The sequence below is a fragment of the Streptomyces sp. NPDC046303 genome (assembly GCF_055588085.1).
In genome coordinates this window covers 331,887-347,988 of record NZ_JBVJFA010000001.1, presented here as the reverse complement: position 1 = coordinate 347,988, position 16,102 = coordinate 331,887, and the positions used below count along the sequence as shown (strand labels likewise).

At 73.4% G+C, this 16,102-nt stretch carries 16 protein-coding genes; 12 read left to right on the top strand and 4 right to left on the bottom strand.

Translation table 11 applies throughout. The features are described 5' to 3' along the window. Positions 1-153 precede the first annotated feature (153 nt). The 7 genes from ACZ6I1_RS01620 (at position 154) to ACZ6I1_RS01590 (ending at position 7,073) form a co-directional block, all read left to right on the top strand. Positions 154-624: a Dps family protein gene (locus ACZ6I1_RS01620; RefSeq protein ID WP_469281910.1), complete on the top strand. Its 471-nt coding sequence runs from the start codon at positions 154-156 to the stop codon at positions 622-624. Positions 625-764: 140 nt separating this feature from the next. Beyond that, complete coding sequence (locus ACZ6I1_RS01615; RefSeq protein ID WP_469281908.1) at positions 765-1,532, top strand: cupin domain-containing protein; 768 nt, start codon at positions 765-767, stop codon at positions 1,530-1,532. Next, a complete protein-coding gene (locus tag ACZ6I1_RS01610) occupies positions 1,529-2,602 on the top strand; it encodes a hypothetical protein (protein WP_469281906.1) in 1,074 nt (357 codons plus the stop codon). Before ACZ6I1_RS01615 ends, ACZ6I1_RS01610 begins: the two co-directional genes overlap by 4 nt. Further along, positions 2,599-3,702 carry a hypothetical protein gene (locus ACZ6I1_RS01605; protein WP_469281904.1) on the top strand — a complete coding sequence of 368 codons (1,104 nt, stop codon included), beginning with the start codon at positions 2,599-2,601 and terminating at the stop codon, positions 3,700-3,702. The genes ACZ6I1_RS01610 and ACZ6I1_RS01605 overlap by 4 nt, the downstream gene beginning before the upstream one ends. Further along, positions 3,699-4,619: a hypothetical protein gene (locus tag ACZ6I1_RS01600; protein ID WP_469281902.1), complete on the top strand. Its 921-nt coding sequence runs from the start codon at positions 3,699-3,701 to the stop codon at positions 4,617-4,619. The genes ACZ6I1_RS01605 and ACZ6I1_RS01600 overlap by 4 nt, the downstream gene beginning before the upstream one ends. A gap of 43 nt (positions 4,620-4,662) precedes the next feature. Then, a complete protein-coding gene (locus ACZ6I1_RS01595; protein WP_469281901.1) occupies positions 4,663-5,208 on the top strand; it encodes a hypothetical protein in 546 nt (181 codons plus the stop codon). A gap of 77 nt (positions 5,209-5,285) precedes the next feature. Beyond that, on the top strand, positions 5,286-7,073 hold the full coding sequence (locus tag ACZ6I1_RS01590) for an asparagine synthetase B family protein (RefSeq protein ID WP_469281899.1): 1,788 nt from the start codon (positions 5,286-5,288) through the stop codon (positions 7,071-7,073). 27 nt (positions 7,074-7,100) lie between these two features. Here ACZ6I1_RS01590 and ACZ6I1_RS01585 read toward each other — a convergent pair whose 3' ends face one another. The 3 genes from ACZ6I1_RS01585 to ACZ6I1_RS01575 all read right to left on the bottom strand — a co-directional run bounded on the left by ACZ6I1_RS01585 (position 7,101) and on the right by ACZ6I1_RS01575 (position 9,177). Beyond that, positions 7,101-7,766: a DUF5701 family protein gene (locus ACZ6I1_RS01585; protein WP_469281897.1), complete on the bottom strand. Its 666-nt coding sequence runs from the start codon at positions 7,764-7,766 to the stop codon at positions 7,101-7,103. A gap of 95 nt (positions 7,767-7,861) precedes the next feature. Next, a complete protein-coding gene (locus ACZ6I1_RS01580; protein WP_469281895.1) occupies positions 7,862-8,806 on the bottom strand; it encodes a DNA-3-methyladenine glycosylase family protein in 945 nt (314 codons plus the stop codon). 2 nt (positions 8,807-8,808) lie between these two features. Next, complete coding sequence (locus ACZ6I1_RS01575) at positions 8,809-9,177, bottom strand: VOC family protein (protein ID WP_469281893.1); 369 nt, start codon at positions 9,175-9,177, stop codon at positions 8,809-8,811. Positions 9,178-9,258: 81 nt separating this feature from the next. Here ACZ6I1_RS01575 and ACZ6I1_RS01570 point away from each other — a divergent pair, with 81 nt between their 5' ends. After that, positions 9,259-9,720, top strand: coding sequence for a MarR family winged helix-turn-helix transcriptional regulator (locus tag ACZ6I1_RS01570; protein ID WP_469281891.1), 462 nt, complete (start codon positions 9,259-9,261; stop codon positions 9,718-9,720). 157 nt (positions 9,721-9,877) lie between these two features. Then, on the top strand, positions 9,878-11,497 hold the full coding sequence (locus tag ACZ6I1_RS01565) for an extracellular catalytic domain type 2 short-chain-length polyhydroxyalkanoate depolymerase (protein WP_469281889.1): 1,620 nt from the start codon (positions 9,878-9,880) through the stop codon (positions 11,495-11,497). Positions 11,498-11,566: 69 nt separating this feature from the next. On the opposite strand, the gene ACZ6I1_RS01560 is transcribed toward ACZ6I1_RS01565, so the two are convergent. Beyond that, entirely contained in the window at positions 11,567-12,145 is a 579-nt protein-coding gene (locus tag ACZ6I1_RS01560; protein ID WP_469281888.1) for a TetR/AcrR family transcriptional regulator, read from the bottom strand. A gap of 266 nt (positions 12,146-12,411) precedes the next feature. On the opposite strand from ACZ6I1_RS01560, the gene ACZ6I1_RS01555 reads away from it, so the two are divergent. Genes ACZ6I1_RS01555 through ACZ6I1_RS01545 form a run of 3 tightly spaced genes read left to right on the top strand, consistent with a single transcriptional unit; the run spans position 12,412 to position 16,096 of the window. Next, positions 12,412-12,969, top strand: a complete 558-nt coding sequence (locus ACZ6I1_RS01555) for a 2Fe-2S iron-sulfur cluster-binding protein (protein ID WP_469281886.1) — start codon at positions 12,412-12,414, stop codon at positions 12,967-12,969. Then, complete coding sequence (locus ACZ6I1_RS01550; protein ID WP_469281884.1) at positions 12,966-13,958, top strand: FAD binding domain-containing protein; 993 nt, start codon at positions 12,966-12,968, stop codon at positions 13,956-13,958. Before ACZ6I1_RS01555 ends, ACZ6I1_RS01550 begins: the two co-directional genes overlap by 4 nt. After that, on the top strand, positions 13,955-16,096 hold the full coding sequence (locus tag ACZ6I1_RS01545; protein ID WP_469281882.1) for a xanthine dehydrogenase family protein molybdopterin-binding subunit: 2,142 nt from the start codon (positions 13,955-13,957) through the stop codon (positions 16,094-16,096). Before ACZ6I1_RS01550 ends, ACZ6I1_RS01545 begins: the two co-directional genes overlap by 4 nt. The last annotated feature ends 6 nt before the right edge of the window (positions 16,097-16,102 follow it).

Sequence of the window (16,102 nt, the reverse complement as noted above, 5' to 3'; positions counted from 1 at the left end):
CGACCGCGTACAGAGCCCTGGCATCCGGCTCAGTCGGCTGAGCACAACGAGCGCTCCGGACCGTAGGGCCGTTTTCCACCCGAAAGCACGGGTAAGCGATGTTCCGTCGGAATCTCGTCGTCTCAGCGGACGACCTCACGGAATGGAGATGCTGTGGCCATCGTCAAGAACGCCCTCCCGGAAGCCGACCTGAAGATCGTCGGTGACGCCCTGCAGGGCGCTCTGGTGGACCTGGTGGACCTGGCACTCGTCGCCAAGCAGGTGCACTGGAACGTGGTGGGCCCCCGGTTCCGGTCCGTACACCTTCAGCTCGACGAAGTCGTCACCTCGGCCCGCACCCACTCCGACGTGGTCGCCGAACGCGCATCCGCTCTCGGCGTGACCCCGGACGGCCGAGCGGCCACGGTGGCGTCGGCCCGCGCGATCCCGGGCGTACCGGAGGGGTGGGTGAAGGACACGGACGCGGTCCGCATCCTGGTGGACGCGCTCGGCGTCGTGATCACCCGCATGCGCGAGCGCATCGGGGCCACCGGGGAGCCCGACCCCATCACCCAGGACCTCCTGATCGGCCTGACCGGCGACCTCGAGAAGCACCACTGGATGTTCCAGGCCGAGACCGCCTGACCTTCCCCTCCCCCGAGCCCCACCGACATGAGAGCGACGGCTCCCGTACCCTCCGGGTCCTCCCGCTCGTGGCGAACAGGGCCTTACCATGCGCATGCGAGGCGCGTGGAGCGCACAGCGGGGCGTCAGGGGGAGGCGCGGTGGCCGCACGACCGTACGACCGCATATCCGGATCGCGCGGCCTGTCCGCGGGCCTGTCCGACCACGCCGGGCGCGGGCTGCCGGGGGGCGTGGAGCTGTACCACCTGCAGCCGGACGGCGGCATCGTGCGGGCCGACCGGGAGGGCGCCCGGGAGCTCGGGCCGGAGCGGGAGTTCCTGCGGTTCATCGACGACGGGCAGTTCGCGCACTACCTCGTGGGCGACGGCGGCACCTCGCCGGAGCGGCCCTCCAACGCCACCGTGAAACTCGGGGTGGTGGGCCCCCGGAGCGCCTTCACCCCGCACGCGCACGGAGGCGAGCACTTCGTCCTCAGCCTCGGCCACGCCGCTTGCGGACTGTACGACCCGGACCGCGACCGGGTCACGGAAGTCCGCCTGGCGCCCGGCATGTTGATCCGTATCCCGGAGATGATGCCGCACTCCTTCGCGAACCGGGGTGACGCCCCGCTGACGATCCTCGCCGCGAACACCGGATACGGGATCGACCACGAGGACTACGCGATCACCGCGGCGGAAGCCGAGCAGCGGGCCGCCGCGAGCGCCCCGCGCCCCGGACCGGCGGCGGCGGGACGCGCCGTTCCGACCGCCACCGCCATCGCATCCGCCACCGACTACCGGGCCCTCGCCGCCGCGCTGCGCGACATCGAGCGCGCCCAGCGGGTCCACGGCATCGCCGGCACCACCGTCCGCGAGCGGCTGGCCGCCCGGCTGCGCCGCGTGGCGGCCGCGCTGGAGGTCACCCGGTGATCTGCCCGCACTGCGAACGCAACCTGCTCCGCAAGGAGCGCACCGGCAACGTCTGCAGCCACTGCAAGCGCCGCTATGCGCTGGACCCCAAGACCAACCCCCTGCGCCTCAGCGATCTCCGGGTCCGCCGGATCGTGACCGTACTGACGGACAACGGCCGGATCCCGGTCACTCCGGGCCAGTTGTGGTACGCCCTGTCGCGCAAGCGCATCAGGGAAGGCGAGTTCGCACCCGGATGCGCGGGCGGGGCGCTGTTCGGCGGCGTACTCGTCGGCTTCTGGGGCATCGTCGGCGGGATCCCGTTCCTGCTGTACCTCGCCGCGGCCCTGCTGACCACCGCACTCGGCATCGTGATCGCCCGGCTCACGGGAGCCGGCCGCGGCATCCCGCCCATGAGCCGGGCGGCCTTCCGTACCGAGGCGCTCGCCGAGTGGCTGCGGGTGTACGGGAGCCTGCCGCCCGGCGTGGTCGACGACACCGGCCGCCCCCGGCCCCCGTGGCCGGCCGACGCGCCACCACCCCACGCCGTCATCGTCTGCGCCGACCCCTCCATCGCCGCCTTCCTCGCCGCCGACGGCCTGCCCGAGCGCCACGGCATCGCGCTCGTCACCGACCCCGGGCACGTCACGGCCCTGCTCCCCGCTCTGCCCCCGCGCGGCCCGGTCCTGGTGCTCCACGACGCCGACGCCCCCGGCGAACTGCTGCTGCGCCGGCTCCGCGAGGGCCTTCCCGACCGCCCGGTGGTCGACGCCGGAGTGTCGCTGCGCTCGGTCCACGGCCTGCCGAAGGCGGTGGCGTACCGCGACCCCGCCCGGAAGCCCACCGCCGAGGAGATGAGCCGCCTGACCGCCCTGGGCGAGTTCACTCCGGAGCAGCTGAAATGGCTGGCACAGGGCTGGCGGTTCCCGCTCGTCGGGCTTCCTCCGGTCCGGCTCCTCCGCGTGCTCGACCGGCTCGCCGAACGGATCGGCCGCAGTGTCGACACCGAACGGCGCCACGCCGCGGAGATCGGCTTCATGACCTGGCCCGGAGCGGCCGGGACCGGCCCGGATCCGGCGGGTGGGCGGTGATCTGCCCGAACTGCTCGGCCGAGCTGAAGCGCACGGAGCGCACCGGCCAGGCGTGCGCCCACTGCCACCGCCGTTTCGCCCTCGACCCGAAGGTGCACGGCCGGGGCATGAACGACCTGCGGATCCGCCGCCTGGTGGAGTCCCTCACCGACCACGGCCGGCTCCGGGTGACCGTCACCCAGCTCTGGTACGGGGCCCGTACGTCCAGCGGTGTCTGGGGGGCGCGCGAGGCGCGCGGGGTCCCGCCGCGCATCAGCCGGCTCGCGGGTCTGACGGTGTGCGCCGGGCTGGTCGTGTACGCGTTCCTCAGCAGCGGTACCGCCTCCGGCGTGGCCGGAACCGCTGCCGTCCTCGTCCTCCTGGTGCCGGGGCGCATCCCGTACGAGCCGGCCCGGCCCGCGGGCTCGTACCTCAACCCCACCGAGGAACGCTTCCGGCAGGCGATGACCGGCGCCTGGCGCTGGGCGTACGGAGAACTCGCGCCGGGTGTGGTGGACGACGCGGTGGGCGGCCCCGGGCACGCCGCGCGGCGGCCGCACCGGCCCAGGGCCGTGATCCTGTGCACCGACCACGCCGTGGCGGTGTTCCTGGAGGCCAACGACATGCCCGAGCGGCTGCGTGCGGTGCTGGTGGAGGCGGACCCGGTCTCCGGCCACGACGCCCTCGTGGACCTCCCGGGGCGGCTCCCGGTCGTCGTGTTGCACGATGCGAGCGCCCTGGGCGCGCTGCTGGCGCCGCTCCTGCGGATGACCCGTCCGGACCGGGTCGTCGTGGACGCCGGTCTGCCGGTGGCCGCGGTCCGGCGCAGGCGCGACGCCGTCCACCGGGTCTCCCCCGTCCCGGCCGTGGACGCCGGGGAACTGCGGGCCGTGGCGGGCCTGTCGGAAGAGGACGCAGCGTGGGTGGCCGAGGGGTTCTGGAGCCCGATCGCGGCCGTGCCCCCGCCGCTGCTCGCCTCCGTCGTCGAGGAGGCGGTGGAGCGGGCCGTGGCCGCCGCGGCGCCCGGCGTCAGCCCGGAGTACGGGTTCATGACCTGGCCCGACGCGTACGGCACGGCAGGCGCGGACACCTCCGGCACGAAGGGCACGCCCACCGCATGAGCACGAGCACGAGCACGAACACGACGATGAGGAACGCGGGTACACGTACGCGTACGCGTACGCGTACCGCCTTCGGCGACCGGCTGCTGGATCGCGCGATCGGCGCGGCAGCCGCCCGCGCGGCCGACCCCGGCGGACTCCGGTTCACCGAGCGGCAGCTCTACTACGAGACCTGCCGCGTGCTGAGCCCGGCCGCGCCGCTCCTGCGCCGCATCCCCGGCACCCCGCCGCCGATGCTGCGCCTGCCCTCGTTCGCCCGCGCCCTGGACGCGCGGGGCCGGGAGACCGTACCGGGACTGCTGCCGGCCGCAGCGCCCCCTGCGGATCCGGCAGACCTCGCACAGTACGGGCCCTCCGCCCCGGACCTCTACGACTACGGACTCCCCCGCCTGCTGCTCTGCCAGGACCGGTCGATCGCGGCGATGCTGCTCGCCAATCACGTCCACCTGGAGGCGGCCTGCCCCGTCCTCGCGGCACCCGACGCCCTGCCCCTGGACCCGCGCCTCCGCGCGGCCCTGGAACGGGCGCAGGGCGCCACGGTGCACGTCCTGCACGACGCGAGCCCCGAGGGCGTGACGCTCCCGGCGCGCGTACGAGCCGCCCTCGGCCCCGTCCCGGGGGTACGGGTCAGCTCCCTGGGGCTCGTACCGCGGCACGCCGCCGCCCTGCGGCTGCCCTCGGGACGCGGCCCGGCTCCCGCCCCGGCCGCGGGCGGCGACTGGCCGGGTGCGCTGCGGCCGCGCGAGGCCGCGTGGCTGGCACAGGGCCGGTTCGCCCAGGTGGCCGCCGTACCACCGGCCAGGCTCGTACGGACGGTGCTGCGCCTGACCCGGGGTCCGCGGCCGCCCCGCGAGTCCCTGTGGGGCGAGCTGAGCGGTCTGCGCACGGCCGGCTTCATGACCTGGCCCACCGCGTGAACGACCCCCGTGACCCCTTCCACACACGCGAGGTACGCACACGATGATCCGTCCCCAAGAGATCGGCTACGCGGACGAACTCCTCGCCGACGGCACGGTCCACCGCAGGTACGAAGACGGCCTCGAGGAATGGCGCAGCCGTATCCCCGACCGCCCCCAGGTGGTGCGCTGGCACGACAACCGGGGTGGCTCGGGGACCGACGAGCTGCTCGGCAACCGCGTCATCAAACGGACCCTCGCCGACGGCACCGCCATCTATGCCCGGGACATCGGCTACGGCCGCACGGTCTGGCCGCGTGGTGAGCGGGTCACCGTCAACCGGAGTTCTTTCGGCGGCCGGATGGGGGTGCTGCTCGCGGGCCTCGGGGTGGCGGCCCTGGCCGTCACGGCAGCTCATCTTCCGCCGCTGAACATGACCCCGGAGGAGGAAGAGGCACTGCGCCGCCAACAGGAGCAGAGCCAGGCCTCGTCGTCCGGCGGCGACGGCGGAGGCGGGGACTCCGGTGGCGACGGGGAGTCCGGCCAGGACAGCTGGGAAGCGGGCTGGGACGGCGACGACGACGCCTGGAGCGATGACGACTTCGGCTGAGCCAGAGCAACGCAATGCACTGCAATGCGCCAGCCCTGCACCAGCCCGACGCGAGCACCAAAGGAAAGGAGCCAGCCGTGGCACGCTTCTGCGCCTGCCTGGCCGACACCACCGGGCAGGCCCTCGCCCACCTCGAGGCGATGGGCGCCGCCGGAGCGGGCCGGCTCCCCGTGGACGTACCGGGCGCCGGGCTGGGCCTCATCACCGGCGAACCCGGCCGGGCCGGCGGCCCGTTCACGGCGCACGGGCGCACCGCGGTCGGCGAGGTCACGCTCCACAACCGCGGGGTCCTGTTCGCCGCCCTCGCGGCCGGGGCCGCCGCCGCGCCGCCGCGTCCCGACTGTTCCGACGGCGAACTCCTGCTCCACTGCTGGGCGGTGCTCGGCGAGGCCGGAGTGGCGCTCGCCGAAGGGATGTTCGTGCTGGCCGTGCTCGACGGGCCCGACCTGGTCCTGATCCGCGACCACGTCGGCGCCCGGACCCTCTACTACGCGCGGGCCGGCGGCGCCTGGGCCGCCTCCACCTCGCTGCGGGCACTGCGCCGCTGGCCGGCGCTCGGCACGTCCATGAACCTGTCGGCCGTCCGCTCCTTCCTCACCTTCGCCTACCTGCCCGGAGAGGAAACCCTGCTCACCGGGGTCCGCGAGGTGCTGCCCGGCCGGGTACTGCGCCTCGCGCGCGAGGGCCGGGTCACCGAAACGGTCCACTGGGAGCCCCGGGAGCAGGTCGAGGACACCTTCCCCGGCGGCCCGGACGGCCATGTCCTGGCGCTGCGCGCCCTGTTGGAGCAGGCCACGGCGGCCCGGCTGCCCGTGGCGGAGCCGGCCGCGGTGCTGCTCTCGGGCGGCATCGACAGCTCCCTCGTCACGGCCCTGGCGGCGAAGCTCCACAGCCACCCCGTCCACACGTACTCCATCAGCTTCGGCGACGACCTGCCGAACGAGCTCGGCTACTCCGGGCTGGTGGCTTCCCACTGCCACACCCGGCACCGGATCCTGAACGTGTCGGGGGCGGCGGTGGCGGCGCGGCTGGCCGAGGCCGCGGCGCTGCTGGACAGCCCGGTCGGAGACCCGCTGACGGTGCCGAACCTGATCCTGGCCGAGGCCGTGGCCGCGGACGGGGCTTCCGTGGTGCTCAACGGCGAGGGCGGCGATCCCGTCTTCGGCGGGCCCAAGAACCTCCCCATGCTGGTGCAGGAGATGCACCGGACGCCGGGCGCGCCCTGGGACGAAGACCGGGCGACCGCGTACCTGCGCTCGTACCGCAAGTGCTGGACGGATCTCCCGGTCCTGCTGACGACGCCCGTCCTCGACGCGCTGCGCGACGCCCCGCGCCTGGAGCGGCACGTGGAGCCGTACCTGCTGCCCGGGGCCGGCGGCGGAGGCCCGTACGCCATGGAACACCTGCTCAACCGGCTGCTCCACTGCAACCTGCGGACCAAGGGGGCGCACCACATCCTGACGAAGGTGGAACGCCTCACCTCCTCCCAGGGCGTGGAGGGCCGCTCCCCGCTCTTCGACCGGTCGGTGATCGACCACGCCTTCGCCACGCCGCCGGGCTACAAACTCCGTGGCACGGCCGAGAAGTGGATCCTCAAGGAGGCCGTACGGGACCTGCTGCCGGGGACGGTGGTCGACCGCCCGAAGAGCGGGATGCGCGTGCCGGTCCAGCAGTGGCTGACCGGTCCGCTGCGCGATCTCGGCCGCGAACTCCTCCTCGGCCGCCGCTCCCGGCAGCGCGGCCTGTTCCGTCCGGAGACCATCCGGACCTGGCTGAAGGGCGAGGGCACCTTGCTGCCCCGCCAGGGCGGCAAGCTCTGGCTGGTGCTCACGCTGGAGCTGTGGCTGAGGTCGTACGACGTATGAGTTCCGCTGACGTCGTCCTCCCGCCGGTCACAGCACGTGGTGCGGGCGGCCCGTGGCGGAGGCGAAGCCCAGCCAGGTGTGGCGGTTGCCCCACCAGCACCAGCCGACCTTGGGGGCGTTGCGCCGCTCGCGGCCGTCGCGTCCGGTGCCGTTGCTGAGCCAGATCGCCGGGGTGCGGGCGTCCAGGGTGCCGTTCGCCTTGCGGAGCCGGGAGGCGATGGTCATGAAGCAGTGGTTGCGCTCGAGGGCGGCCGGCTGCTGGAGCACCCAGTGGATGCCTTCGGTGAGCAGCAGCGGGGTGCGGCCCTCCTTGGTGAGGGCGGGTAGTGCCTCGTCAGGGCTCCAGTTGGCCATGTGGTCGCCGCGGTCGATTCCGGTGACGAGGTAGAGGGGTGCGTCGGGCAGTTCGACGGCGCAGGGGGCGAAGTCGTCGACGTCGGGCATGTCGGTGACGACGAAGCCGGGCTTGCCGTCGTGGCGCAGCAGCGGCGCGAGGGCGGAGGCGGGGACCCGGTCCGGGTGGACGGCGAGCAGGGCACCGCCTTGCCCGCTGCCGGCGGCCTCGGCGAAGGCGCGGAACTCATCGGCGGTCATCCCGGCGAGTGCGGGCACCCCGAGCCCGATGAGGTGTTCTGCCTGGGCGGGAAGCGGCGGGAGAGGGGGCAAGTGGGCGGTGGACAAGACGTCGGACACGGTACTCATCACTCATCACTCATCGGCTCGCGGTGTGGATCAGCGGACCTGAGGCCAACGGGGCGGCCCGCCGGAAAATTCCCGTCGGGCTGCCCTTACCGGTGGGCGCGGGCGCGCAGCAGGAAGGCGATCCAACTGCGGTACGGCTGCCACCTGTCGGCGATGCGGGCCAGCGCCGGCAGGTCGGCCGTCCGGGGCTCGAGACCGTAGGCGTCGGTCATGGCCGCGTGCAGCCGGGGTTCGTGGCGGGGGAACACGTCGGGGTGGCCGGCTCCGCGGATCAGGATGAGCTCGGCGGAGAACGGGCCGATTCCCGGCAGCTCCCGCAGGGCCGCGAGGGCGTCCCGGACCGGCAGGGCGCGCAGGCGGGCGGCGTCGAGTTCACCGGCGGCCGCGGCCTCGGCCACGGCGTGCAGCCGCTGAATCTTGACCCCGGTCAGGCCGGGAAAGCTCGTGATCGTCCGCAGGACCTGCGGGGCGGGGAACGCGAACAGCTCGTGGCCCGCGACCTCGACGCGGTGTCCGTACCGCTGGGCGACCAGGGTTTTCACGGCGGCGGCGTGGCTCATGCGGACCCGTTGGCCGATGACGGCCCACGCCGCGGCCTCGTAGGGGGAGTGGAAGCAGACGGGACGCAGGCCGGGGAACTCGCGCAGCAGCCGGGCGACCACCGGTTCGGCAGAGCCCAGCGCGGGAAGGCGCGTGCCGTCCACGTCGACGGACAGGATGCGCGCCACGTCGGCGGCGGCCTTGTCGTGCGGGCCTCCGTGCGGCTCCGCCCCGGGGGCGCCGGTGGGGTGAAGAGCGACTTCGGCCCGCACCGCGCCGGCGGGAGCGGCCGCCGGGTCGGCCGGGTCCGCCGCCCTCTCGTCCTGTCGCACCGCGGCCGTGACGGTGAAGCGGCCGTCGTCCGAGGGGAAGGCCAGCCGGAGGATGCCGTCCTGCCCGCGGTCGTACGGGGCCGGGGTGAAGTCCTCCAGGAACCGCAGGGCGGCCGCGAGTGAGAACGGGCCCCGGGGGGTGAAGACGACGGCGGTCACGCTCAGCCCCCGTGCACGGTGAGGCGGTAGCCCTCGGGCCCGGTGAAGGTGAACGTGGGCCCGAACGGGCTGTCTTGGAGCGCGGTGGCGGCGACGCCGGCCGTCAGGAGCTGCTCGCGCAACTGCGCCGCATTCGTGCTGCGCAGCCACAGCGCCACGCCCAGACCGGGCCGTGCGTCGCCGTCCAGGTCGACGCCCGGAAGCGGCTCGCGGACGGCGAACGGAATCGGGCCGCCGGCGAAGACGACCGCGCCGGGCGGGGAAGAGGGCGCACGGCGCATACCGAGCTGCCCTTCGAAGAAGGCCGCTGCGGCCTGTACGTCCTTCACCTGCAAGGCGATGAAGTCGGGGCCGTCGACGGTGGCGAGCATGGTTCCTCCCGGAACGTGGATGTCAATGCTTTGACATTCCGAACCGTAGGCGGCAGTCCGCGGATATGTCAAAATGCTGACATGGAAGACCGTGCGCCCGTCCCCCCGCCCCACCCCGCTCAGGACATCACCGAGCACGTGGGCTACCGCCTCAAACGCGCCTCGGCCGCGCTCCGCGGCGCCATGGACAAGGCCCTGCGCGCGCACGACCTCACCGTCCCGCAGTACTCCTGCCTGGAACTCCTCGACCAGACGCCGGGGCTGTCCAATGCAGACCTGGCCCGTGGCACCTTCGTCAGCCGGCAGTCCGCGAACGTCGTCCTGCGCGGCCTGAAGGAAGCCGGTCTCATCAACCGGCCCGCCACCACCGACCACGGCCGCACCCTGCCCGTCCACCTCACCCCTGCCGGACAGGAGCGTCTGGACGCCGCCCGCGCCGCCGTCTACTGCATCGAAGAACGCATGATCAACGCCATCCCGGAAAAGCGCCTTGCGGCGCTCCTCGCGGACCTCGACACCATGACCGAGGCGCTCGGCGACTGAGCGGGCGGGACGCTGCGGGAGTGCCGCGTCCACGGTGGCAACCGCCATACCGGTCCGCCCTGTTGTGGCACTCGTGACCGTGCGTACGGGATGTGGCCGGAAGTTATCGTCGCAGCCATCCGAAACCAGTGAGCTGATGCACACCATGGGAGGGTGGATGTATCCAGTTCTCGGCAGGCCCGGCAGGCTCGGCGGGGCGGCCGCGGCCCTGCTGCTCGGCGTCGGCGTGCTCCTCGGCGGCCCGGCCTCCGCTGCCGGCCCGGGCGCCACGGCCGCCGTCCCGCCCGTCGCCGGCGAGCTCAAGGCGTACAACGTCGACGGCGTCTACAGCGCCGGTGTCTCGTCCGGCGGGTACATGGCGACCCAGTTGCACGTCGCGTACTCCGGCACGTTCAAGGGCTCGGCCGCCTTCGCCTCCGGACCGCAGTACTGCGCGCAGAACGACCTGGGCAAGGCCCTGAACGCCTGTATGGAGGTCTTCCAGGACCTCCAGCTCGCCACCCTGAAGCAGACCACCGCCGACTGGTCGGCGCAGGGCTCCATCGACGACGCGTCCGGACTGAGCGGCGACCCCGTCTACGTGTTCAGCGGTTCCAGCGACTCGACCGTCGAACGCCCCGTCTCCACCGCACTGAGCGACTACTACCGGCACTTCGGCGCGAACGTGCTCTACAACAAGAGCACCGCCGCGGGCCACGCCTGGATCAGCCCGCTCGGCCCGAACGCGTGCACCGTCACCGCCAGCCCGTGGATCAACAACTGCGGCTTCGACGCCGAACGCGAGTTCCTGGGGCACCTCCTGGGCTCGGTCAGCGCGCCCGCGGCCGCGCCCGGCGGCAGTCTGATCCGGTTCGACCAGAACCGGTACGCGCCCGGCGGCGCCGCCAAGCCGATCTCCATGGACGAGAACGGGTTCGTCTACGTCCCCACGAGCTGCGCGAACGGTGCGGCCTGCACGGTGGTCGTCGCCCTGCACGGCTGCAAGCAGGGCTACGCGTACCAGGGCTTCGGCACCCAGTTCATCGACAGGGCGTACCTCAACGAGTACGCCGACACCAACCACCTGATCGTCCTGTACCCGCAGGCCGTCCCCACCACGACGCTCGACAACCCCAACGGCTGCTGGAACTGGTGGGGTTACCTCGGCGACCCCGCCTACGCGCGGCACGGCGGCCGGCAGATCGAGACCATCATGGGCATGGTCAGGGCCCTCGGCGCCACCGGCTCGACGCCGCCGCCCGCCGGAACGCTCGTACTGCCCAGCCTGGACGCCGAGGACGGCTACATCAAGGCCGCGGGTGACGGCTCGGGCCCGGCCGTCGGCACCCTGGAGGACACCTACGGCCTGGCCCTGGGGCGCGGCGCCGACGGCAAGTTCAACCGGAGCGTGCTGTCCTTCGACACCGGTGCCGTTCCCGCCGGGAAGGAGATCACCCGGGCCTGGGTGACCCTGACCAGGAGCGGCGGCTCGGGCGACCCCTGGGCCGATCCGGCCGGCAACCGGCTCCTGGCCGACGTCCACACCGGCTGCCTCGGAGGCTGCGCGGTGGAGAGCGCCGACTGGGCCGCGGCCACGACGGCCGGGGGCGCGGCCGAGCTCGGGCCCTTCACCTCCGGCGGCAAGACCTCCGGCCATCTGTCCGCCGCGGGCCTGTCCGCGATCAACCGCTCCGGGCGGACCCAGGTACGCCTCCGGTTCGAACAGAACCAGCCGGCCACGGCCTACCTGTTCGTCAACAAGGACACGCAGGCCACCCTGACCGTGGAATACCGGTAACAGCTTTCCGCGGTCCGCCGCAGGATCCCAGCCCCTCCGCACCAGCGCCGCGGACGCGGATCGCCCGGGTCACCGCCCGGGCGAACCCGCGCGCAGCCCGTCCATGACGAGGTCGAGGAGCCGGGCGGCACGGGGTTGCCATGCTCCGCGGGGGTCGATCTGCCAGAGGCCGGCGATGGCGAGGAGGAAGTCCTCCGCGGACACGCCCGCACGGATGGTGCCGGCCCGTTCGCCGGCGCGGAGCAACGTCTCGGCCGCGGAGGTGATCGGCTCGTGTCCGGGCTTCGCCGGGCCGCCCGGTGCGCTGGTGGCCTGCCGGATCGCGTCCGCCATGCCCGCTTTGGCCATGGCGAACTGGGCGAGCCGGTCCATCCACTCCCGCAGGGCCTGGTCCGGCGGCCGTGTCGCGACGAGGTGGGCGGCGGAGTCGGCGACCTGCTGCATCTCGTGGCGGAAGATTTCGAGGACGAGGGATTCGCGGTTCGGGAAGTTGCGGTAGAAGGTGCCCTGTCCCACGCCCGCCTTCCTGGCGATGGTGCTCAGCGGCACGTCCGCGGAGCGGGTCAGCTCGATCAGCGCCACGTCCAGGATGCGCTCGCGGTTGCGTTGCGCGTCCGAGCGAACGGGCGCGTTTCTCTTCTCGTGCACTCGTCCTCCACGCGGGTACGCCGACGAACCAGGCCTTGCTGACCGGACAGCTGTCCGGTACGTTCCCCGTAACGGACAACTGTCCGCTTGAGTTCACTCTAGCTGCGTATGCGGTGGGCGGGGGCCGCCGCGACGCCGGCCGCCGACCCGTCCGGCCCCCGCATCCTGCCTGCTTCCCGGCCGGCACCGCCACGTACAGCGCCATCTCTTCACCGCCCGCAGGGTTCCGCCTCGACGCGCCCCTGATTCGCGAAGGAAGGCTGATCATGGCCGCATCGACGTCCAGCGCCATCGTCCTGGACATCAACGGCGAGAAGTACCCGCTATCCGTCGACCACCGCACCACGCTGCTCGACGCCCTGCGCGAGCGACTCGATCTGACCGGCACCAAGAAGGGCTGCGACCAGGGGCAGTGCGGTGCGTGCACCGTCCTGCTGGACGGCCGGCGGGCCGTCTCCTGCCTCCAGCTCGCCGTGGCGGCCGAAGGCCGCGAGATCACCACCATCGAGGGAATGGCGGACGGCGACGGGCTGCATCCCGTGCAGCAGGCGTTCCTCGACCTCGACGGTTTCCAGTGCGGCTATTGCACACCCGGGCAGATCTGTTCGGCCGTCGCGGTGATCGAGGAGCACGCCGCGGGCTGGCCGAGCGCGGTCACCGACGACGTACGGCCCGAGGCGGGGCCGCCGCCGCTGACCGCCGAGGAGATCCGGGAGCGGATGAGCGGCAACCTGTGCCGGTGCGGCGCGTACGTGTCGATCGTGCAGGCGGTCGCCCGGGCGGCCGGGGCCGACGCGGCGGCGGACACGGAGGAGGCGGCATGAGGGAGTTCGGCTATCAGCGCGCCCTCGACGTGGCGGGTGCGGTCGCCCTGCTCGAGGCCGACCCGGACGCGCGGGTCCTCGGCGGGGGCACGAACCTCATCGACCTGATGAAGAGCGGCGTCGAGCGGCCGGCCCGGCTCATCGACGTCCGCGAACTTCCGCTCGACCGCATCGAGTTGACCTCGGCTGGCGGTCTGCGGATCGGGGCGACGGTCACCAACAGCGACCTCGCCGCCCATCCCGAGGTCCGCCGCCGCTACCCCGCGCTGGCACAGGCCGTGCTGGCCGGCGCCTCCGGGCAACTGCGCAACATGGCGACCGTCGGCGGGAATCTGCTCCAGCGCACCCGCTGCGGCTACTTCACCGACGTGTCCCAGCCCTGCAACAAGCGGGCCCCGGGCAGTGGTTGCCCCGCCCTCCTCGGCGAGCACCACAACTCCGCGATCCTGGGCGCCTCCGAGCACTGCGTCGCCGTCCACCCGTCGGACATGGGCGTGGCGCTGTCCGCCTTCGACGCGGTGGTGTCCTACGCAACCGCCGACGGGACCGGGGAGTTGCCCCTGGAGGGCTGCTACCTGCCGGTCGGCGGAACCCCGCACCGGGAGACCGCCCTGCCGCAGGGCGCACTGATCACCGGCGTCACCCTGCCGCCCGCCCCGGTCGCCGCCGCCTCGCGCTACCGGAAGGTGCGCGAGCGCGCCTCGTACGCGTTCGCGATCGGCTCGGTCGCCGCCGCGCTCGAGGTCGAGGCGGGCGTCGTACGGGACGTACGCCTTGCTCTCGGGGCCGTCGCGTCACGGCCGTGGCGGGCCCGGGAGGCCGAGCGGGTACTGCGGGGCGCACCTGCCGACGCCCGCACCTTCGCGGCCGCCGCGGACGCCGAACTCGCCGCCGCGCAACCGCTGCCGCACAACGGGTACAAGGTGGCTTTGATGCGCAACCTCATGGTGACCGTACTGACCGAACTCGCCGAGGAGGCCGCGCGATGACGACCGTGACCCGCCCGACCGGATCCGTCGGCACCGCGCACACGCGCGTGGAGGGACGCGCCAAGGTCACCGGCGCCGCCCGCTACGCGGGAGAGATCCCCTTCGCCGAACTCGCCCACGGCTGGCTGGTGTTGTCCACCGTGGCCCGCGGCCGCATCCGGGCGGTGGAGGCGGACGCCGTCCTCGCCATGCCCGGCGTCCTCACGGTCCTGCACCACGGGAACGCCCCGCGGCTCGAGACCGACTACCCGGGCCTCATGGGGATGCCGCCCGACCTGTCCGTCGCGCTCTTCCAGCACGACCGGGTGCCGCATGCGGGCTGGCCCGTGGCGCTGGTCGTCGCCGAGACGAGCGAGCAGGCCAGAGAGGCCGCCGAGGTGCTCGTGGTGCGCTACGAGGAGGAGTCCCACGACGTCGCGTTCAGTGCCGGCCGGCCGGGTACGTACACGCCGCCGGACGTTCCGCACGCTCCGACGACCGCTGCCAAGGGCGACCTCGAGGCCGAACTCGCCCGCTCCGCCGTCGTCGTGGACGCCGAGTACACCACACCCGAGGAGCACCACAACCCGCTGGAACCGCATGCGGCGACCGCCCGCTGGGAGGCCGGCCGGCTCGAGGTCGTCGACTCCAACCAGGGCTCCGGATGGGTGCAGAGCGAACTCGCGGGCATGTTCTCGCTCGACCCGGGATCGGTGCGCGTACGCTCCGAGCACATCGGCGGCGGCTTCGGTTCCAAGGGGGTGCGCGCGCACCAGGTGGCCGCCGTCATGGCCGCGACCGTGCTGCGGCGCCCGGTCCGGGTGGTCCTGACACGCCGCCAGATGTTCTCGCTCGCCGGCTACCGCAGTCCCACGGCCCAGCGGGTCAGGCTCGGCGCCGACGCCGACGGGCGGCTGCGGGCCCTGGGCCATGACGCCCTGAACCTCACCTCCACGGTGCACGAGTACCTGGAGCCGAGCGCCACGGCGGGCCGCGTGCTGTACGACGCCGACGCGCACCACACCACCCACCGTTTGGTACGGCTGGACGTGCCGACCCCGACCTTCATGCGCGCGCCGGGCGCTGCGCCGGGTTCGTTCGCGCTGGAGTCGGCGCTCGACGAGCTGGCCGAGAAGTGCGGGGTCGACCCGATCGAGCTGCGCGCCCTCAACGAGCCCGCGGCGGGTCCGGTGTCCGGACTGCCCTTCGCCGGCCGCGATCTGCTCGCCTGCTTCCGCGAAGGTGCCCGCAGGTTCGGCTGGGCGGACCGCGATCCGCGTCCCGGTCTGCGCCGGGACGGCCGGTGGCTGCTCGGCACCGGCACGGCGTCGGCCACCTACCACGCGGGGGTCGCCCCGTCGACGGCGGCGGTGACGGCGGAGCCGGACGGCACCTTCACCGTCAGGATCTCGGCGTCGGACATCGGAACCGGTGCGCGGACCGCACTCACGCTGATCGCCGCGGACGCGCTGGAGGTGATCCCTGACCGGGTCCGCGTCCTGATTGGGGACAGCGACTTCGGACCGGCGATGATCGCGGGCGGCTCGATGGGCACCAGCTCCTGGGCCTGGGCGATCCACGCGGCGGTGGCAGAGCTGCGCGAGCGGCTCGCTCCGGGCGGTCCCGTGCCGCCGGAGGGCATCACCGTCCGCTCGGACTCCATGGCGGCGATCGCCGCCCTCCCCCCGAAGGAACGCCACTCCTACGGCGCCCAGTTCGCCGAGGTCGCCGTGGACGTCACCACCGGCGAGGTGCGCGTCCGCCGCATGCTCGGCATCTTCACCGCGGGCCGGATCGTCAACCCGTTGACCGCCCGTGGCCAGTTCGTCGGCGGCATGACCTGGGGCATCTCCATGGCCCTGCACGAGGAAGCGGTGCGTGACCCGGCCTCGGGGGCCCACGTCGGCGCCGACCTCGCCGGCTACCACGTCGCGGCCCACGCCGACGTTCCGCACATCGAGGCGGACTGGCTGGACGCAGAGGGGGACGAGGACGACCCGATCGGCATCAAGGGCATCGGCGAGCTCGGCATCGTGGGCGCTGCGGCGGCGGTCGCCAACGCGGTCTGGCACGCGACCGGCGTACGCCACCGCCGGCTGCCGATCCGCCCCGACCGCGTACTGTCGGCGGCCGGCGGGGACGGGGACCCGCGCGCCTGATCTCGC